17 protein-coding genes are annotated in these 19,940 nt (G+C 65.7%); 16 read left to right on the forward strand and 1 reads right to left on the reverse strand.

Annotated elements, in window-relative coordinates:
• The first annotated feature begins 45 nt into the window (after positions 1–45).
• From pyrR to H578_RS16680, 13 genes are all read left to right on the forward strand, one after another.
• Positions 46–609, forward strand: coding sequence for a bifunctional pyr operon transcriptional regulator/uracil phosphoribosyltransferase PyrR (gene pyrR, locus H578_RS0106325; RefSeq protein ID WP_022872851.1), 564 nt, complete (start codon positions 46–48; stop codon positions 607–609).
• A complete protein-coding gene (locus H578_RS0106330; RefSeq protein ID WP_022872852.1) occupies positions 606–1,586 on the forward strand; it encodes an aspartate carbamoyltransferase catalytic subunit in 981 nt (326 codons plus the stop codon). The genes pyrR and H578_RS0106330 overlap by 4 nt, the downstream gene beginning before the upstream one ends.
• Positions 1,583–2,908 (forward strand): dihydroorotase, encoded by a 1,326-nt coding sequence (locus tag H578_RS0106335; protein ID WP_022872853.1) that lies wholly within the window; start codon positions 1,583–1,585, stop codon positions 2,906–2,908. The genes H578_RS0106330 and H578_RS0106335 overlap by 4 nt, the downstream gene beginning before the upstream one ends.
• Positions 2,905–3,534 carry a PH-like domain-containing protein gene (locus H578_RS13770; RefSeq protein WP_022872854.1) on the forward strand — a complete coding sequence of 210 codons (630 nt, stop codon included), beginning with the start codon at positions 2,905–2,907 and terminating at the stop codon, positions 3,532–3,534. Before H578_RS0106335 ends, H578_RS13770 begins: the two co-directional genes overlap by 4 nt.
• Positions 3,531–4,766: a glutamine-hydrolyzing carbamoyl-phosphate synthase small subunit gene (gene carA / locus H578_RS0106345; RefSeq protein WP_022872855.1), complete on the forward strand. Its 1,236-nt coding sequence runs from the start codon at positions 3,531–3,533 to the stop codon at positions 4,764–4,766. Before H578_RS13770 ends, carA begins: the two co-directional genes overlap by 4 nt.
• On the forward strand, positions 4,759–8,103 hold the full coding sequence (gene carB, locus H578_RS0106350) for a carbamoyl-phosphate synthase large subunit (RefSeq protein ID WP_022872856.1): 3,345 nt from the start codon (positions 4,759–4,761) through the stop codon (positions 8,101–8,103). Before carA ends, carB begins: the two co-directional genes overlap by 8 nt.
• Positions 8,100–8,999: an orotidine-5'-phosphate decarboxylase gene (pyrF, locus tag H578_RS0106355; protein ID WP_022872857.1), complete on the forward strand. Its 900-nt coding sequence runs from the start codon at positions 8,100–8,102 to the stop codon at positions 8,997–8,999. Before carB ends, pyrF begins: the two co-directional genes overlap by 4 nt.
• A gap of 141 nt (positions 9,000–9,140) precedes the next feature.
• Complete coding sequence (mihF, locus tag H578_RS0106360) at positions 9,141–9,461, forward strand: integration host factor, actinobacterial type (RefSeq protein ID WP_022872858.1); 321 nt, start codon at positions 9,141–9,143, stop codon at positions 9,459–9,461.
• A complete protein-coding gene (gmk, locus tag H578_RS0106365; RefSeq protein WP_022872859.1) occupies positions 9,461–10,057 on the forward strand; it encodes a guanylate kinase in 597 nt (198 codons plus the stop codon). The genes mihF and gmk overlap by 1 nt, the downstream gene beginning before the upstream one ends.
• 55 nt (positions 10,058–10,112) lie before the next feature.
• Entirely contained in the window at positions 10,113–10,406 is a 294-nt protein-coding gene (rpoZ, locus tag H578_RS0106370; protein WP_022872860.1) for a DNA-directed RNA polymerase subunit omega, read from the forward strand.
• Between the two features lie 25 nt (positions 10,407–10,431).
• Positions 10,432–11,703 carry a bifunctional phosphopantothenoylcysteine decarboxylase/phosphopantothenate--cysteine ligase CoaBC gene (gene coaBC, locus H578_RS0106375; protein ID WP_022872861.1) on the forward strand — a complete coding sequence of 424 codons (1,272 nt, stop codon included), beginning with the start codon at positions 10,432–10,434 and terminating at the stop codon, positions 11,701–11,703.
• A 136-nt stretch (positions 11,704–11,839) separates the two neighbouring features.
• Entirely contained in the window at positions 11,840–13,030 is a 1,191-nt protein-coding gene (gene metK, locus H578_RS0106380; RefSeq protein WP_156837241.1) for a methionine adenosyltransferase, read from the forward strand.
• A 43-nt stretch (positions 13,031–13,073) separates the two neighbouring features.
• Positions 13,074–15,158: a primosomal protein N' family DNA-binding protein gene (locus H578_RS16680; RefSeq protein WP_022872863.1), complete on the forward strand. Its 2,085-nt coding sequence runs from the start codon at positions 13,074–13,076 to the stop codon at positions 15,156–15,158.
• Here H578_RS16680 and H578_RS16415 read toward each other — a convergent pair.
• Positions 15,093–15,932, reverse strand: a complete 840-nt coding sequence (locus H578_RS16415; RefSeq protein WP_281163348.1) for an alpha/beta fold hydrolase — start codon at positions 15,930–15,932, stop codon at positions 15,093–15,095. The genes H578_RS16680 and H578_RS16415 overlap by 66 nt on opposite strands.
• Positions 15,933–16,007: 75 nt before the next feature.
• Here H578_RS16415 and H578_RS16420 point away from each other — a divergent pair, with 75 nt between their 5' ends.
• From H578_RS16420 to H578_RS13780, 3 genes are all read left to right on the forward strand, one after another.
• Positions 16,008–16,268 carry a hypothetical protein gene (locus H578_RS16420; RefSeq protein WP_169558505.1) on the forward strand — a complete coding sequence of 87 codons (261 nt, stop codon included), beginning with the start codon at positions 16,008–16,010 and terminating at the stop codon, positions 16,266–16,268.
• Between the two features lie 147 nt (positions 16,269–16,415).
• Positions 16,416–18,911 carry a leucine--tRNA ligase gene (gene leuS / locus H578_RS0106395; RefSeq protein ID WP_022872865.1) on the forward strand — a complete coding sequence of 832 codons (2,496 nt, stop codon included), beginning with the start codon at positions 16,416–16,418 and terminating at the stop codon, positions 18,909–18,911.
• A 27-nt stretch (positions 18,912–18,938) separates the two neighbouring features.
• Complete coding sequence (locus H578_RS13780; protein ID WP_022872866.1) at positions 18,939–19,790, forward strand: DegV family protein; 852 nt, start codon at positions 18,939–18,941, stop codon at positions 19,788–19,790.
• Positions 19,791–19,940 lie beyond the last annotated feature (150 nt).

Consider the following 19,940-nt stretch of genomic DNA (forward strand, 5'->3'; position numbering starts at 1 on the left):
GCTCCTTTAAACATCGTCCTGTGAGGCGAGGAAGGAGTCGATACGATGACCCCGTCATCTGAGACTGCCCAGGTCATGAGCGCTTCGGATATTGAACGCGCCCTGACCCGAATCGCCCATGAAATTGTGGAGACCCACCGCGGCACTGCGGGACTGGTCATTCTGGGTATTCCGCGCCGGGGCGTCCCCTTGGCCCGCCGGTTGGGTGAGAAACTCGCCGGCATAGACACCGACTTCGACTCCCACGACCAGGTCGGCTCCCTGGATATCACCATGTACCGGGACGATCTGCGCACCACGGGTGCCCGCACACCTGAGCCCACCGAACTGCCCGCCAGCGGAATCGATGCCGCCACTGTGGTGCTCGTCGACGATGTGCTGTACTCCGGGCGGACGATCCGGGCTGCACTCGACGCTCTTTCTGACCTCGGCCGGCCGGAGACCGTCCGGTTGGCAGTCCTGGTCGACCGGGGTCACCGGCAGCTGCCCATCCGGGCCGACCACGTCGGTAAAAACATCCCCACATCCCGTCAGGAACGCGTCTCGGTCCGCCTGGCGGCCATTGACGGTGTGAGTGCCTCAGATGAAGCGGTGGTGATTCAACGGTGAAACACCTGCTGACCACCTCCGACTTAAGCCACAGCCAGGCGATGAACATCCTCGACACCGCTGAGGAGATGGACCAGGTGTCCCAGCGGGAAGTGAAGAAGCTTCCCACCTTGCGCGGCCGCACAGTAGTCAACCTGTTTTACGAGGACTCCACGCGCACCCGGGTCTCCTTCGAGGCGGCCGCTAAGCGGCTCTCGGCCGATGTGGTCAACTTCTCCGCCAAGGGGTCCTCGGTCTCCAAAGGGGAGTCACTGAAGGACACGGTCCAGACCCTCGATGCCATGGGGGCCGATGCCATTGTCATTCGCCATCCTGCTGCCGGAGCGGCCGCGCAGCTGGCCGCCAGTGACTGGACCCAGGCGGCGGTGCTCAACGCGGGCGACGGAACCCACGAACACCCCACCCAGGCGCTGCTGGACGCGCTGACCCTGCGCCGTGGCTACGCCGCCGCCCGGGACACTGGATCCCGCGGCACCGACTTATCAGGACTGAAGGTGCTCATCATCGGAGATGTGCTGCACTCCCGGGTCGCCCGGTCCAATGTATGGCTGCTGACTACCCTCGGGGCGAAAGTCTCCCTGGTCGCTCCGGCCACCCTGCTGCCGGTGGGCGCGGAAACCTGGCCGGTGACCATTCACTACGATCTGGATGAGGCCCTGGCCACGGACCCGGACGCAGTGATGATGCTACGGGTTCAGGCCGAACGGATGGGCGGGGCGTTCTTCCCCACGAGTGCGGAGTACACCCGCCGCTGGGGTCTGACCGATGAGCGGCTCGCCGTCGTCGAATCCTTGCGGATCGGCCCGAGTCAGGCCCCGGCGATGATCCTGCACCCTGGTCCGATGAACCGCGGCGTGGAAATTTCCGCCGCCGCTGCCGACTCCCCGCAGTCGGTCATCACCGAGCAGGTCACCCACGGTGTCTCCGTGCGGATGGCCGTGCTGCACCTGCTGCTCTCCGGAAGGAGCGAAACGTGAACGCCTATCTCATCACGGCCGCCGCACCCTATGGGCAACAACCGGTCGACATCCTCATTCGCGATGGGCGGATCGTCTCCATCGGTGAGAACATCACCGACGACGACGCCGAACGGGTCGATGCCGCCGGACTCATCGCCTTGCCGGGGATGGTTGACCTCCATACCCACCTGCGTGAACCCGGCCGCGAGGACGCAGAGACGGTCGACACCGGGACACGGGCCGCTGCCCGCGGGGGATTCACCGCCGTGCACGCTATGGCGAACTCCCAGCCGGTGGCCGATACCGCCGGCGTCGTCGAGCAGGTCAAGCGGCTCGGAGATGACGCCGGTTGGAGCGAGGTCTACCCAGTGGGTGCGGTCACCCGCGGTCTGGCCGGAGAACAGCTGGCCGAGCTTGGAGCTATGGCGGCTTCGGCGGCTGAGGTGAGAATGTTCTCCGATGACGGCCACTGTGTGGCCAACCCCCAGCTGATGCGCCGGGCTTTGGAGTATGTCAGCACGGTGGGCGGGTTCATCGCCCAGCATGCCCAGGACCCGGATCTGACCGCCTGGGGCACTGACTACGCGGCCCAGATGAACGAAGGCATCGTCTCTTCCGCCCTCGGATTGCCTGGCTGGCCGTCGGTGGCCGAAGAGGCGATCATCGCCCGGGATGTGCTGCTGGCCGACTACGTGGGAGCCCGGCTGCATATCTGCCACGTCTCCACCGCCGGCAGTGTCGAGATTCTCAAGTGGGCGAAGTCCCGGGACATCCAGGTCACCGCCGAGGTCACGCCCCACCACCTGTTGTTGACCGATGAGCTGGTCCGCAGCTTCGACCCGGTCTACAAGGTCAATCCGCCGTTGCGGACCGAGCGGGATACCCGCGTGCTGCGTGAAGCCCTCGCCGAGGGGATCATCGACGTGATCGGCACCGACCATGCTCCCCACCCCACCCAGGCCAAGGAGTGCGAATGGCACCAGGCCGCCATGGGGATGACCGGGCTAGAGACCGCTCTGCCTGCGGTGACGCACGCGATGATCTCCACCGGGTTGATGGACTGGCGGCGCTTTGCCGAAGTCACCTCGGAGACTCCGGCGCGTATCTACGGGCACACCCATCAGGGACGGCCGCTGGCCGAAGGGGAGCCGGCCAACCTCATCCTCGTCGATCCGGGGGCGGTGACCACCGTACGGCCCGAGGAACACGCCACGAAGGGGCAGAATTCGCCTTACCGAGGGATGGAGCTGCCCGGAGTGGTTCGAGCCACCTTCCTCAACGGCCATCAGGTGGTCGCTGATGGCGCCCTGACCGTCTCCACCACTGGGAGGTCCGCATGACACCCACCCCGCTGGGCACCGCCCCCGCCGCTGCACAGTTTCTGGCCGATACCACCCGGCCGGAGATGACCGGTACCTACCTGATGTACCTATGGGTCTCCCTAGGGGTCATCGTGGTCTTCTGCCTACTGTTGTGGATCGGGTGGCGCGGACGCAAGCGTCGCCAGCAGGGCATCCCCGAACCGGCTGATGTTCCCGCACAGCTGATCGAGACTGAGCCACAGGCCGCCGCCGAAGGGATGGTCATCGGCACGGTGAAAGCCGAGGACTACCTGGACCGGGTGGCGGTGCATGAACTCGGCTTGCGGACCACCGGCCGGATCGAAGTCCACGACGCCGGAGTGGCCGTCTTCCGTGCTGGGGCGCGTAACGTCTTCATCGGCACTGAGGACCTCAGCTACGTGCGCACCGACCGCGGCGTCGTCGGGAAGTTCGTTGAACGCGACGGCGCCATTATCTTCGGGTGGCAGCTGGGCACTGAGGAGGTCGAAACGGCATTCCGACCCCGTCGCGCCGTAGAGGGGCGTGCCCTGCTCAGTGCCGCCGAGGCCCTGACCCCCCGTCAGACAAATCAAGAGACCCCACACCCCGACCAGACACCTTCCCAGGAGAACTCCGCCGAATGAGTACCGAACCCGCATTACTGGTCCTGGAGGACGGCACTGTCTACACCGGCACCGCCTACGGCGCGGTGGGCACCACCCTGGGAGAGGCGGTCTTCGCCACCGGAATGACCGGCTACCAGGAGACCCTGACCGACCCCAGCTATGCCCGGCAGATCGTGGTGCAGACCGCACCCCACATTGGCAACACCGGGATCAACGACGAAGACCCCGAATCCCGGCGCATCTGGGTGGCCGGCTATGTGGTGCGCGATGCCGCCCGCCGGCCCTCCAACTGGCGCTCCGTCCGCAGCCTGGAGGACGAACTGTCTGCACAGGGCATCGTGGCCATCAAAGACGTCGACACCCGGGCGGTCACCCGCAGGCTGCGGGACCACGGGGCCATGCGCGCCGGGATCTTCTCCGGGCAGGCCGCCCGCCGCCCCGAGGCTGAACTGCTCACCGAGGTGCGGGAGCAACCGTCCATGGTGGGGGCACGCCTGGCTGAAGAAGTCAGCATTGACCAGGCATACGTCGTCGAGCCCGCTGACCACGGCTGGGTGGATGCTCACGGCCGCCCCAAGGAGCCGATCGCCACAGTGGCTGCCATCGACCTGGGGTTGAAGAACATGACCCCGGTGCGGATGGCTGAACGGGGCCTGCGGGTCCACGTATTGCCGGCGAGCACCACCTTTGCCGATATCGAAGAACTCCAGCCCGACGGCGTCTTCCTCTCCAATGGGCCCGGAGACCCTGCCACAGCCCCGCAGGTCGGTCTGCTGCGGGAGGTGCTCGACGCCGGCACTCCGGTCTTCGGTATCTGCTTCGGTAACCAGATCCTCGGCCGGGCGCTGGGCTTTGGCACCTACAAACTGCCGTTCGGTCACCGGGGCATCAACCAACCGGTCATCGATCACGCCACCGGGAAGGTGGAAATCACCAGCCAGAATCACGGCTTCGCCGTCGATGCGCCCATTGGGGAGACCGTCACCGCACCTGAGGCGAAGTACGGGCGGGTCCAGGTCAGCCACTCCAGCCTCAATGACGGTGTCGTCGAAGGACTGCGCTGCCTGGACATCCCGGCCTTCAGCGTGCAGTACCACCCTGAAGCCGCCGCGGGGCCGCATGACTCCGCGTATCTGTTCGACCGATTCGTCGAACTCATCATCGCCCGCAAGACCGGGAAGCAGGCCACTGGGGCCGATACGCTCCCGCAGACCACCGCCACCGCAGGAGGACACGAACAGAATGCCTAAGCGCGCCGACCTGAACTCCGTGCTGGTCATCGGCTCCGGGCCCATCGTCATCGGGCAGGCCGCCGAGTTCGACTACTCCGGCACCCAGGCTCTGCGGGTGTTGAAAGAAGAAGGCCTGCGCGTCATCCTGGTCAACTCCAACCCCGCCACCATCATGACCGACCCGGAGTTTGCTGACGCCACCTATGTGGAGCCGATCGATCCCGACGTCGTCGCCAAGATCATCGCTAAGGAACGCCCCGACGCGTTACTACCCACCTTGGGCGGTCAAACCGCGTTGAACACCGCCATCGCCCTGGACAAAGCCGGAGTACTGGCCGAGTACGACGTTGAACTCATCGGAGCCAACATCGCCGCCATCGAACTCGGTGAGGACCGGGAGAAATTCAAAGGCGTGGTGGAACGCTCCGGTGCGGAGTCGGCACGTAGCCGCATCGTCCACTCGATGGATGAAGCCCTCGCTGCCGCTGAGGAGCTCGGTTACCCCATGGTGGTCCGCCCCTCCTACACCATGGGTGGGCTTGGCTCCGGTATGGCCTACAACGAAGCTGACCTGCGTCGGATCGCCGGAGCTGGGCTGCAGTATTCACCGACCACTGAGGTGCTGCTCGAGGAGTCGATTCTCGGGTGGAAGGAATACGAACTGGAGATGATGCGCGACGCCAACGATAACGTCGTCGTCGTCTGCTCCATTGAGAACCTCGACCCCGTTGGGGTACACACCGGGGATTCGATCACCGTGGCCCCTGCCATGACCCTGACCGACCGGGAGTATCAGCGGCTGCGAGATATTGCGATCAACGTGATCCGCGAAGTGGGTGTGGACACCGGCGGCTGTAATATCCAGTTCGCCGTGGAGCCGACGACCGGGCGCGTGGTCGTCATTGAAATGAATCCGCGGGTTTCCCGGTCCTCCGCGCTGGCCTCGAAGGCCACCGGCTTCGCCATCGCCAAGATCGCCACCAAGCTGGCAGTGGGCTACACCCTGGATGAGATCCCCAACGACATCACCCAGAAGACCCCGGCCAGTTTCGAACCCACCCTGGACTACGTAGTGGTCAAGGTGCCGCGCTTCGCTTTCGAGAAGTTCCCGGCCGCCGATCCGACACTGACGACTACGATGAAATCGGTCGGTGAGGCGATGGCCATCGGCCGCAGCTTCACCGAGGCGCTGCAGAAGGCCTTGCGGTCTCTGGAGCAGCGGGGAGCGGAGTTCACCTTCGCGGCACCGGAGGAGCCCGCAGCCGACGTCGCCGGGTTGTTAGAGGCAATGGCAACCCCCACCACCGAGCGGATTCACCAGGTGCAGCAGGCACTGGAAGCCGGCGCGGAGCTGGAAAACATCCACCAGATCACCGCGATCGACCGGTGGTTTCTGGACCAGATTCAACTCATCAACGAGGTCGCCGCGCAGATCCGTGAAGCCGAAGCCCTCGATGCTCAGACCCTGCGGCTGGCCAAACGGCACGGCTTCTCCGATGAGCAGATCGGCCGGCTGCGATCCATGGACCCCGCAGTGGTTCGGGGAGTCCGCCACGCGCTAGGAATCCGCCCGGTGTACAAGACAGTGGACACCTGCGCGGCCGAGTTTCCCGCCTTCACCCCTTACCACTACTCCAGTTACGACCTCGAAGACGAGATCGAGCCGCACGCCAAGCCCTCTGTCATCATCCTGGGCTCCGGACCCAACCGGATCGGGCAGGGTATCGAGTTCGACTACTCGTGTGTCCACGCCACGATGGCGCTGGCCGAGGCCGGATACGAAACGGTCATGGTCAACTGCAACCCGGAGACCGTCTCCACCGACTACGATGTCTCCACCCGCCTGTACTTTGAGCCGTTGACTCTGGAAGACGTGCTCGAGGTGATCGCCGCCGAACAGCGCACCGGGGGAGTGGCCGGGGTCTTCGTTCAACTCGGCGGGCAGACGCCACTGAAGCTTGCCCAGCAACTGGCCGACGCCGGAGTGCCGATTCTGGGCACCTCCCCGGAGGCCATCGACCTGGCTGAGCACCGGGGGGCTTTCGACCAGGTGCTTACCACCGCGGGGCTCATCGCCCCAAAGAATGGGACTGCGGTCAGCTTTGAGGACGCCAAACGGGTGGCCGATTCTATCGGGTACCCGGTGCTGGTCCGGCCCAGCTACGTCCTGGGCGGTCGAGGCATGGAGATCGTCTACGACGAACCCGGCCTGGCCCGGTACATCGCCGGAGCCACTGAGGTGACCCCGGAGCACCCGGTGCTGGTGGACCGGTTCCTCGAAGACGCCATTGAGGTCGACGTCGACGCCCTCTACGACGGTGAAGAACTTTACCTGGGCGGGATCATGGAGCATATTGAGGAGGCCGGTATCCACTCCGGGGACTCCGCCTGTGTGCTGCCGCCGATCACCCTGGGTCCCGATGTGCTGGCCAGGGTCCGCGAGGCTACTGAGGCGATCGCCGCGGGCGTCGGGGTTCGGGGGCTGATCAATATTCAGTTCGCGGTGGCCTCTGATGTTCTCTACGTCATCGAGGCCAATCCCCGGGCCTCCCGCACAGTGCCCTTTGTCTCCAAGGCGACCGGGGTGCAGCTGGCCAAGGCCGCAGCCCACATCGGCACCGGTGTGTCCATCGCGGAGTTGCGTACCGGCTCCGGGCATCGACTCTCCGGGGTGCTGCCCGCTGAGGGAGACGGCTCCCTGCTGCCGCCGAACGCCCCGGTGGCGGTCAAAGAAGCCGTGCTGCCCTTCGCCCGGTTCCGTACCCCGCAGGGCCGCAGTGTGGACTCGCTGCTGGGTCCTGAGATGCGCTCCACCGGCGAGGTCATGGGGATTGACGCCCACTTTGACACCGCCTTCGCGAAGTCCCAGCTGGCCGCCAGTAACCCGCTGCCCACCTCCGGGAAGGTGTTCGTCTCCGTCGCCAACCGGGACAAACGCGGCATCATCATGCCGGTCAAACGGCTCGTGGATCTTGGGTTCTCTGTGGTCTCTACAGGTGGGACCGCCGATGTGCTGCGCCGCAACGGCATCGGCTGTGAAGTGGTCCGCAAGATCGCCGACACCGGCGAGGAGACCGGCACTATTCTGGAACTGGTCGAAGCCGGTGACATCGACCTCATCATCAACACCCCCTCAGGTGGGGACGCCCGCAGCGATGGTTACGAGATTCGTGCCGCCGCGACCAGCCTGGGCATTCCGGTCATCACCACGGTCGCCGAGTTCGGTGCCGCCTGCCAGGCCATCGAGGCCCAGCGACAGTTCAGCTGGTCAGTGGCCTCCCTGCAGGAACACGCCGCCGCACTGCACACCGCCGCCGGTGAGCACGGTGCTGCTGCAGAAAGCGCCAGGGCGTGAGCGGCGCAGATCAGCAGCCCTTCGGGGTCCGCCTGGAGGCGGGCCTGCAGCACCGTGGGAAACTCTGCGTAGGTCTCGACCCCCATCCGGAGATGCTCACCGAGTGGGGACTAGGTCACAACCAAGCAGGTCTGGAGGCTTTCGGTGCCCGGATCATCGAGGCGGCGGCCTCACGGGTGGCCGTGGTCAAACCTCAGGTGGCCTTCTACGAGGCCTTCGGCCCCGAAGGTCTGTGTGCTTTGGCGACAACGATCCGCCAGGCGAAAGAGGCGGGCCTGTTGGTGCTGGCCGATGCCAAACGCGGCGATATCGGTTCGACAATGCAGGCCTACGCCCAGGCCTGGCTCAATCCCGCTAGTGATTTCGGTGTCGATGCACTCACGGTGAGCCCCTTTCTGGGTTTCGGTTCCCTGCAACCGGCCATTGAGCTAGCCCGGCACCACGGGGCCGGCTTATTCGTTCTGGCCCTGACCTCCAATCCTGAAGGTCGTGAGGTTCAGTTGGCGTATCACGACGACGACGGCACCGGAGCTGGGCCGGTGACAGTCGCCGAAGACATCATCCGGCAGACTGCGGCGGTCAATGCCATCCATGCGGCACAGCCTCCTGCAGGCACCGCGCAGGGTGCGCCGCTGGGCAGTATCGGACTGGTGGTCGGGGCGACCACCGCTCATCTGGCCGCGGACTACGGTATCGACCTGACCCTCGGCCGGCCTGCCCTGCTGGCTCCCGGGTACGGGGCCCAGGGAGCCACCGCGGAGACCCTGCGGCGATCTTTCGGACCCGCCTGGGGGCAGGTGCTGGTTAACTCCTCTCGGCAAATCCTGGAGCACGGTCCCGAACCACGCCGACTCGCCGCCGCGATCGACTCCGCCCAGGAGGATCTGAGCCGATAACCCGCTGGTCAGCCACGGTGCAGCAACCTCACAGCATGCGAGGAGTGTGATGCGCTGTTGCCCATGACAGAAATTGGCGCTACATTCTGCCTCAGGCCCATCCGCGCAAGCGGCGTTGAAGACCTGACAAGGAGAATAACTGTGGCACTGCGACAGCTGACCTCGGAGGAACGAGACTCAGCCCGGAAGAAGGCCCTGGCGGCGCGTATCGCCCGTGCGGAGATCAAGCGGGACTTCGCCGCGGGCAAGCTCAGCTTCGGCGATGTCATGGGCAAGGCCGATGCCGATGAGGCGATCGCCCGGCTGAAGTGCACTGAACTCCTCGAGTCGCTACCCGGCGTCGGACGGGTCACTGCCACCAAGATCTGCGAAGAGCTCGGGATCTCCATTAACCGCCGTTTGGGGGGACTCGGGGTCAAACAGCGGGCTGCCCTGGCCACGCATCTGGCAGAATTGGGCTGATGCAGCCACCCTCCACCCGCCCGCGTGTGACCGTTTTGGCAGGACCCACCTCGGTGGGAAAGTCCACGCTCAGCCGGCACATCCGCACTCACTACCCTCAGGTGCACTTCTCCGTCTCGGCGACCACTCGGCCGCCGCGGCCTGGGGAACATGATGGGGTGGACTACCACTTCATCTCACCTGAGCGCTTCGATGAACTCATCAAAGCCGAAGCGTTCCTGGAGTGGGCTACTGTCCACGGTCGGCATCGCTACGGGACACTGCGCAGCACTGTGGAGCAGGCACTGACCGAGGGTAAACATGTGCTGTTAGAGATCGACCTGCAGGGTGCCCGCCAGGTGCGTCAACGAATGCCCGAGGCACAGTTCGTCTTCCTGGCCCCACCGAGCTTCGAGGACCTCGTCGCCCGCTTGACCCACCGCGGCACGGAGGACGAGGAAGAGAGGCGCCGTCGGCTCGAAACGGCTAAGATAGAACTTCAGGCCGAATCAGAGTTCGACGTGACGATCATCAATGACGACGTCGACCGGGCCGCGCGGGAGCTTCTGGCTCGCATGGGCCTCGACGTGACGAACGCCGATCCCGCCACGACCTGATGAGAGCCCCGGCCGCAACCGGCCAGGCACCCGACCAACGAAGGACACCGTTTCAGTGACTGAGCAGCTCGAAGGCATCATCGACCCGCCCATCGACTCCCTGAGCACCAAGGCCGAGTCGAAGTACGCGCTGGTGCTGTTCGCCGCCAAACGTGCCCGCCAGATCAACAACTACTACGCCCAGTTGCACGAAGGCCTCTTCGAGCACATCGGCCCCCTGGTGGATACCAAACTCAACGAGAAGCCGCTGTCCATCGCGCTGCGTGAGATCAACGAAGACCTGCTGGTCATGCGGCCGAAGACGGCTGTGGTCGAACCTGCTGGCGAGACCGCGGCCGACAACGCCTGAGGCGGACGATACGCCTGAAAATCCCATGCGCATCGTCCTCGGTGTTACCGCCGGCATCGCCGCCTATAAGTCGGCGCACCTGCTACGGCTCCTCACGGAGGCCGGTCACACGGTCGACGTTGTGCCCACGCCGAGTTCCGAGAAGTTCGTCGGCCGGGCTACCTGGGAGGCACTCAGCGGCCGCCCGGTGACCACTGGGGTCTTCGACAGCGTGGATACGGTCCGGCACGTGCGGCTGGGTCAGCAGGCCGATCTGGTGGTGGTCGCACCTGCCACTGCGGACCTGCTGGCCCGAGTGCGGGCCGGAATGGCCAATGACCTGCTGACTTCCACCTTATTAGTGACCCGAGCTCCTGTGCTGATGGTTCCGGCCATGCACACCGAAATGTGGCAGCACCCGGCCACTGTGGACAATGTCGCAGTGCTGCAGCAGCGCGGTCTTGAGATCATGGAACCGGCCACAGGGCGGCTGACCGGGGTTGACTCCGGCGCCGGGCGGATGCCTGAACCCGAGCAGATCGCAGCCCGAATCGAGGAGATCCTTTCGGCGAAACCGGCCACGGAGTCAGCCTCTTCGCCAGGCACAGGCCCGCTGACCGGGGCCCGGGTGGTCGTCACCGCCGGGGGGACCCGGGAACCCCTGGATCCGGTGCGGTATCTGGGCAATCGGTCCTCCGGCAAACAGGGCATCGCCCTCGCCCGTGCCGCTGCGCGCGCCGGGGCACGGGTCCAGCTGATCGCCGCAGTCACAGACGGTGGGCTGCCCACCCCGGCCGAAGGTATCGACATCGTCCGGGTGGAAACCACCGCTGAACTCCGCCGAGCCGTGCTGTCTAGGGCCGATGAAGCCGATGTGCTCATTATGGCCGCCGCGGTAGCGGACTTCCGCCCCGCGGCCAGCTCCCAGACCAAGATCAAAAAGACTTTCGACGGCGCCCCCGTGATCGAGCTGACCACCACAGAAGACATCCTCGCCGAGACGGTACGGCGTCGCCGAGCAGGGGCCGCCGGCCCGCGGGTCATCGTCGGCTTCGCCGCCGAAACCGGGGACGAGCACACCGACCCGTTGCAGTTGGCGCAGCAGAAACTGGAACGTAAAGGGTGTGACCTTCTGGTGCTGAACCGAGTCGGGGAAGGACTGGTCTTCGGCCAGGACAGCACGGAGGTGCATATTCTCTCGGCACCGCAGTATCACGCGGTACTGGGGACAGATCCGGTCACCCTTCGAGGAACTAAAGATGAGGCCGCCGAGCGCATCGTGGAACATACCGCCACTGTTTTGACCCACCAGGGCTGAGGCCCTGTTGACCAGGCAGTCAGAGGTGGCGACTGCTTCGGCACACACCTGGGTGAGCCGTCGTCGTCGGCTATGACGAATTTCTCACGCGCCGCCCACGGCGCGATGCCCTCAGCGATAGGATGACCCGGTGAGTATACGAGACGACCTGCGCCTGTTCTCCTCGGAGTCGGTGACCATCGGGCACCCGGACAAGATCTGCGACCAGGTCTCCGACTCAATCCTCGACGCTCTGCTGGCCAAGGACCCCGAATCGCGTGTTGCGGTGGAAGCGCTCACCACCACCGGTCTGATTCACGTCGCCGGAGAAGTCACCACTGACGCCTATGTGGAGATCCCCCACATTGTGCGTAACACGCTGCTGGGCATTGGATACGATTCCTCAGCCAATGGGTTCGACGGCGCCCGCTGTGGGGTGACGATCTCCATCGGCCAGCAGTCAGCAGAGATCGCTGGAGGCGTCTTCAACTCTCTGGAAGCCCGCACCGGAGAGGCCTCCGATCCCCGTGACGCCCAGGGTGCCGGAGATCAGGGCATCATGTTCGGCTACGCCACACGTGAGACCCCTTCTTTGATGCCGACGCCGATCAGCCTCGCCCACCGGCTTTCAGCGCGACTGACTGAGGTGCGTACCTCAGGGGAACTGGACTACCTGCGCCCCGACGGCAAAACTCAGGTCACCATCGGTTACGACGGGGAGACTCCCGTGAGCTTGGACACTGTCGTGGTCTCTAGCCAGCACACGGTAGAGACCACCCAGGCCCAACTGCACGCCGAGATTTCCGAACATGTCATCGCCCCTGTCATCGCCGAGTCAGGGCTGGATACCGCTGATGTCGATGAGATCATCAACCCTTCGGGGCCCTTTGTTATCGGTGGGCCGGTCGGGGACGCCGGACTCACCGGCCGGAAGATCATCGTGGACACCTACGGGGGATTCGCCCGCCACGGAGGCGGTGCCTTCTCCGGCAAGGACCCCTCCAAAGTGGATCGCTCAGCCGCCTACGCCATGCGGTGGGTCGCTAAGAATGTCGTGGCCGCCGGTCTCGCTGGCCGGGCTGAGATCCAGATCGCCTACGCCATCGGCCGGGCCCAACCGGTGGGTATCTACGTGGAGACCTTCGGTACCGAGCAGGTGGATCCGCAGCGAATCCCGGCTGCCATTCGGGAAGTGTTCGACCTACGGCCCCTCGGGATCATCGAGGATCTGCAGTTGAAGCGCCCCCTCTACGCCGAGACCGCCAAAAACGGGCACTTCGGACATGACGCCTTCCCCTGGGAGCAGACCAACCGGGTCGAGCAGTTGCGGTCGTTCTTCTCCGCCTGAATCGGACTGACGAGTTCTCCGAGGTGGAACGTACTATCAAGACATGACCAGCGCGGACCCGGAGCCCCCTGCCGGCCGTGCCACCCGCCAGCCGTTGCTCGACGGCCTGGCCAGCGAGCTGGCCGTCCCGCCGCCGTTGCCCGCCGGTACCGCAGAGCGCCTGCCGGTGGCCCAGGTGCTCTTGGAAAGTCCCGTCCCACACCTGGACCGGCCCTTCGACTACGCGGTACCCGCGGAGCTGGATACCCGGGTGGTGCCTGGCGGACGGGTCAAAGTGCGGTTCTCGGGGCGGGAGATGTCCGGTTGGGTTCTCTCCCGCAGTGCGCAACCGGGCACCGCGGTGAAACTGAGCCCCATCAGTAAAGTGGTCTCCGCTCTTCCGCTGTTGGATGAGGAGATCCGCCGGTTGTGTGAACAAGTGGCGACCCGTTACGCGGGGGTGACCTCTGATGTCATCCGGGCGGCGGTGCCGCACCGGGTTGTGCGGGTGGAACGAGAATTCACCGGACTGCAGCCCGGCTGGACCCCACCGGCGGTCCAGCCGTCACCAGTAGACGACATCCCCCACTCCCTGCAGGAGTTCCTCACCCACCTAGCCTCGGCACATTCCGGCTCACCTGCCGGGCCTCGGGCGGCACTCTGTGGGGTCGCCGGCTTCGGACCTGGTGGCTGGGTAGCCAGCGCCCTGGCCGTGGTGCAGGCAGCCCTGGTGGGAGGTCACGGTGCTGTGGTTGTGCTCCCCGACCAGCGGGACGTTCAACGGATGGCTAGCCTCCTCCGAGAAGCTCTGGGGGATGAAGTGGTCGCCGAACTGACTGCTGACCTCGGGCCCACCGCCCGATTCCGTTCCTTTCTGCGGTTGCGCTACGGCACCGCCCAGGTCGCAGTGGGAACCCGTTCCGCGGTCTTCGCGCCCGTACAGCGGTTGGGGGTCATCATCATGGTCGACGACGATGAGACCACTCTGAGCGAACCCCGCGCCCCCTACCACCACGCTCGGGAGGTGGCCCTCTTACGGACCGTGGACACCGGTGCCGCGATTCTCTTCCTCTCGGGGCACCGCAGCCTGGAAGTCCAACGGCTGGCGGAACGCGGCTGGCTGGCCGAGCTCACCCCGCCGGCACGCATGCAGCGGCAACAGGCTCCCCGGGTCATCTCCACCCACGACTCCTACCAACTGGAGCACGACCCCATGGCCCGGCGTGCCCGAATGCCGGCCGCCGCCTACCGGACCGCCGCTGAGGGGCTGACCACCGGGCCGGTGCTCATCCAGGTGGGTCGGGCCGGCTATGTCCCTGCGGTGTTGTGCTCCCGGTGCAGCACCCGCCAACAGTGCCCCGACTGCTCCGGTCCACTCAGTCTGCCTGTCCACCACCAGCAATCTGCCACGTTGCGCTGCCGGTGGTGCGGACTGCACCACCGCCGGCACCGGTGCCCGGAATGCGGTGGAGCCCAGTTCCGCGCCGGTTCGCGTGGAGCTGACCGGACCTCCCACGAACTGGGCCGGGCCTTCCCCCAGGTGCCGGTGATCTCATCTACCTCCGACCACCCCGTGGCGGAAGTGGGGCACGCCCCGGCCCTGGTGGTCGCCACTCCCGGCCTGGAACCTGTGGCCCCCACCGGCTACAGTGCCGCGGTACTGCTCGACGGGGACGCTCGGCTCAGCAGGGAAGGACTCGATGTGCCCCGGCAGGTGCTGGCCTCCTGGTTTCGGGCGGCCGGGCTGGTCCGCTCCCAGGAGACTTCCGGTGCGGTGGTGGTCACCGCCGCCGACGAGGAACTCACCGCCGCCCTGGTGCGTTGGGACCCGATCGGATACGCCCGCCGAGAGCTCTACCGCCGGTTGGAGGTCGGCCTGCCCCCGGCTCGCCGGGTCCTCAGCGTCACCGGGGACGCTACCGAGGCTGAGGAGCTCATCGCCCGGGTCCGCCTCCCCGAAGGCCTGGAGTGGATCGGTCCGGCCCCGGTGGAGGGCGGTCACCGGTGGCTGCTGTTCTTCAGCTACGCCCAGGCTCACCAGGTCATTGCCGAGATGCGCCGAGTGCGTCGCACAGCCAGCGCTTCACCGGCCGGAGCTGGGCGGGCGCTGCGAGTCGCCGTCGACGACGTCGCTAGCCTCCAGATCTGAGATGAATCGCCGCATCGCGCGGGCCAGCTGAGCGGGTCGCTCGTAGTGGATGAGGTGTCCGGTATTGCGCACCAGCTCCATCCGCGCGTGCGGTAGCCGCTGTTGGAGCGCTGCCCGGCCGGCTCGCGTGCTGAGCTGGTCCTTGGCCCCGGCCACTAGCAGCACCGGCAGGTTCAGCCGGTCGGCGACCTCGGTCACGGTATGCCGGCTCGAGGCCCGGTAGGCCTGAAGAAGAGTCTGCCGGTCGGTGTAGGTGCCGAAGTACCGGTGGTGCTGGTCCTTGACGAAGGCGCGGACCAGCGGATCGTCGTCGACACCGATGGTCAGGTTCGTCACCGCCATGGCGAACCGGGAGCGCAGCAGGGCATTGCCGCCAGCTTCTGGCAGCAGGCGGCTCAGTGCATAGTAGAGCTCCACTCCACACGCTCCGGGGAGCAACCGTCCGGAAAACACCGGATCACTGATCGGGGCACTCAACACCAGTCCCGCCCAGTCCCGCACCCCCGAGGCGATATGCGCGGCGGTGACGATTGTGCCGAAGGAATGCCCGAAGAGCACATCATCAGTGGTGAAGCCCAGGTGCGCGGCCACCGCTTCGACGAACCGGTGATACGTGCTCAGAGTATGCGGCAGTGTGGCACCGGTGGCCGGGTCGCGGACCGGCTCGGTGGCGTTGAAACCGGGCAGATCGGGAACGACCACCTCGAACTCCGGCAGGGCATCGACGATCAGTTGCATCCCATGGTGGTCTCCCCGGAAGCCATGGACGAACATCAGCCGCCGTTGAGACGCCGGTTCAACGGTGGGGGTGTAGTGCCACAGTGCAGTCCGGCATGTAGCCTCTCGACCGTGCCGCGGCGCCGCGCCATTGCTTCTGGCTGTGTCATCGTCGCCGGCAGGGCCCTCGGCTCCGACTGGCTGGTCTGGCACAGTGAAGCGGAGCTGGACATCACGCCGGGTACCCGGCCGGTGGGGATAACCGGTCCAGGGGACCGGATCGCCTGTGGTGGCGGGGGCAGAGGAGGTCACAGGCACCAAGCCTACCGAGCCGGCGTCGTCGTCCCCTTCAAGGGCCGCTCGGTCCTCGATGAGCTGGTCTGGTCTCGTTGAGGCCGGCCTGATGGGTAGCGGTGTGGTCCGCGGTCGCCGGTCTGATGGCGTAACCTCATAGACTGTCCCCGACGGTGACCGGGACCCACAGAACCGGGCCTCACCGTCAATGTCCATGACCGCATGAGTGTGAGGTGCCCGATTCAGGTGAGCGAGACCGCCGCGCGCAGCGAGAAAGCCAGCTACGACTTCCGCGAGATCGAGGCCCGCTGGCTACCGTTTTGGGAACAGGACGGCACGTTCGCCGCCGACCTCGACGACAACACGCGGCCTCGCAAATACGTCTGCGATATGTTCCCCTACCCCTCGGGGGATCTGCACATGGGGCATGCCGAGGCCTTCGCCATCGGGGATGTGCCCGCCCGCTACTGGAGGATGCGCGGGTTTAACGTGTTGCACCCCATCGGGTGGGACTCCTTCGGGCTGCCGGCTGAAAACGCCGCCATCAAGAACAATGCGCATCCTGCGGAGTGGACCTACGCCAATATCGACACCCAGGCCGCCAGTTTCCGCCGGTATGCGATCAGCGCGGACTGGAGTCGCAGACTGCACACCTCCGACCCGGAGTATTACCAGTGGACGCAGTGGCTGTTCCTGCAGTTCTACAAGCGGGGCCTGGCGTATCGGAAGGACTCTCCGGTCAACTGGTGCCCCAGCTGCCAGACCGTCTTGGCCAATGAGCAGGTCGTTGACGGTGCCTGTGAGCGGTGTAAGACCCCGGTGACGAAGAAGTCCTTGAACCAGTGGTACTTCAAGATCACCGACTATGCCGACCGGCTGCTCGAGGACATGCAACAGCTTGAAGGCACCTGGCCGGAGCGAGTCTTGGCGATGCAGCGCAACTGGATTGGCCGCTCCACCGGGGCCAGTGTGCGTTTTGATATCGCCGACGACGCCGCCGAGGTTGGTCCGATCGAGGTGTTCACCACCCGGCCAGACACCCTCTACGGTGTCACCTTCATGGTGGTGGCCGCCGATGCGCCGCTGGCCGAAGAACTGGTCACCGAGGCCCAGCGCGCCGAGTTGGACAGCTACCGGGAGAAGCTCAAAAGCGTCTCCGAAATCGAGCGGCAATCCGCCGACCGGGAGAAGACCGGGGTGTTCCTGGGCAGTTACGCTCTTCACCCCCTGACCGGTGAGCGTTTGCCGATCTGGGCCTCCGATTATGTGCTGGCCGATTACGGCACCGGTGCTGTGATGGGTGTGCCCGCTCACGACCAGCGGGATCTGGAATTCGCCCTGGCCATGGACCTGCCGGTCACCGTGGTGGTGGACACCGGGGAGGAGCACCCGGCCTCCACCGGGACGGCGGCCTCCGGTGAGGGGACCGCGATCAACTCCCCGCGCTGGGAAGGTCTGCCCAAGCAGGAGGCCATCGAGAAGGCCATCGAGGTCTTCGAGGATGAGGGCGTGGGGCGCGCCGAGGTCAACTACCGGCTGCGAGACTGGCTGATTTCCCGCCAGCGGTTCTGGGGCGCACCGATCCCGGTGGTTCACTGCGCTGACTGCGGAGAAGTTCCGGTCCCGGAGGATCAGCTGCCGGTGACTCTGCCCACCGATATGCGCGGTGAACAACTGGCACCTAAAGGCAAGTCCCCCCTGGCCGCTCACGCCGAGTGGACCACAGTGTCCTGCCCGGAATGTGGGAAGACCGCCACCCGGGACACAGACACGATGGACACCTTCGTCGACTCGTCCTGGTACTACCTGCGATACCTGGACCCGCGGAACAGCCAAGAGGTTTTCTCCACCGAGCGAGCCAACCAGTGGCTGCCGGTGGACCAGTACGTCGGTGGCGTGGAGCACGCTATTCTCCACCTGCTGTACTCCCGGTTCTTCACCAAGGTGCTCCACGATATGGGTCTGGTGAACTTCACCGAACCGTTCAGCGCGTTGCTGAACCAAGGGCAGGTGCTCAACGGTGGCAAGGCGATGTCCAAATCCCTGGGCAATGGGGTGGACCTCGGAGAGCAACTGGACAAATACGGGGTCGACGCCGTACGCCTGACCATGGTTTTCGCCTCCCCGCCGGAAGACGACGTCGACTGGGCCGATGTCAGCCCCTCCGGTTCGGCGAAGTTCCTCTCCCGCGCCTGGCGCCTGGCGCAGGATGTCACCAGCGCGCCGGGAGCTGATCCCACTGCAGGGGCCCAGCCGTTGCGTGCGGTGACCCACCGGACCATCGCTGATGCTGAGGCGCTGCTTGAGGATCGCAAATATAACGTCGTCGTCGCGCGTTTGATGGAGCTGGTCAACGCCGCACGCAAGGAGATCGACTCCGGGGCCGGGCCAGCTGACCCCGCCGTGCGAGAGGCGGCTGAGACCACCGCCCAGCTTCTGTCCCTGGTGGCTCCCTACACCGCCGAGGACATGTGGGCGTTACTGGGGCATGAGCCCTCTGTGGCTAACTCCACCTGGCCGCAGGTCGAGCAGTCCCTGCTGGTGGAGGACACCGTGACCGCCGTGGTGCAGGTCAAGGGCAAACTACGGGACAAATTGGAGGTGCCCGCGGACATCAGCGCGGAGGAACTTCAGCAGCGCGCCCTGGCCTTGCCGAAGATCCAGCGCTACATCACCGAAGGTGGGGGAGTGCGCAAGGTGATCGTCCGGGAGCCGAGGCTCGTCAACGTCGTCACGGGTTGATGTGCCCACGGTGGGAAGCCTGCTGCGATGATCGCCGTTGTCACCGATTCAGCCGGCTGTCTTGCCTCACGGGGGCGACTCCGCGTGGTCTCTATTCCGGTCACCATTGGGGAGCAAAGCTTTCCTGAAGGCTCTGCGGACCTCGAGGAACGCCTGAAGCTGGCCCTGGCCTCTGGTGAGCCGGTGAGCACCTCCCGTCCCTCTCCGGGGGTTTTTGCTGAGACGTACGACCAGCTTCTTGCCCAGGGGTACCAGCACATCGTGTCGGTACATCTCTCCGGGGAGCTTTCCGGCACGGTGGACTCTGCTCGCCTGGGTGCCGCAAACACTGCAGCGCAGGTACACGTGGTTGACTCCCGGCAGGCCGGAGCGCCTCTGGGGTGGGCTGCGGAGGACGCAGCCCGGGTGGCTGAAGCCGGCGGGAGGGTGGAGGAGGTGATCGCTGCGGCCCAGCGCACCGCCGAAGCCGCCCGGGTGGTTTTCGCGGTACCAAGCCTGGAGCGGCTGCGTCTCTCCGGGCGGCTCCGTGGGCCCGTGGCCGCCCTCGGTTCTTTGATGCACATCACTGCAGTGCTGCACCTTCAGGCCGGGCGAATCCAGCCCGTGGCGAGGCCGCGCACCTGGCAGACAGCCCAGCAGAAACTCCTCGAGCAGACCCTTCACGCGGCCCAGCAGGGCCAGGTGAGGCGCTGCACAGTGCATCACGCTGCTGACCCCCAGGGAGCCCGATGGTTGGCTGAGCGGCTGAGGCACCAGCTGGATGAGACCGCACCGGGCCAGAGCGTTGATGTGGTGAACTTACCACCGGCACTCAGTGCCCACCTCGGCTTGGGGACCCTCGCGGTCGCTGTCGACGCCGCACCCCCGCCCTCTGGCTGAGCTGCCTGCCAGGTCACTTCAGTTGCGCTGCCCACTCGGCAGGACTGTCCCATCGCGGTGCAGGCCTCAGAGGTCTTGCGCGAAGGACTTTTCCACCCCGGCGCGCTGACCAACTGCGGCACGCCGATCTATCCACAGGGGGTGCCACCT

It is taken from the genome of Nesterenkonia alba DSM 19423, from assembly GCF_000421745.1.
Lineage (GTDB): Bacteria > Actinomycetota > Actinomycetes > Actinomycetales > Micrococcaceae > Nesterenkonia > Nesterenkonia alba.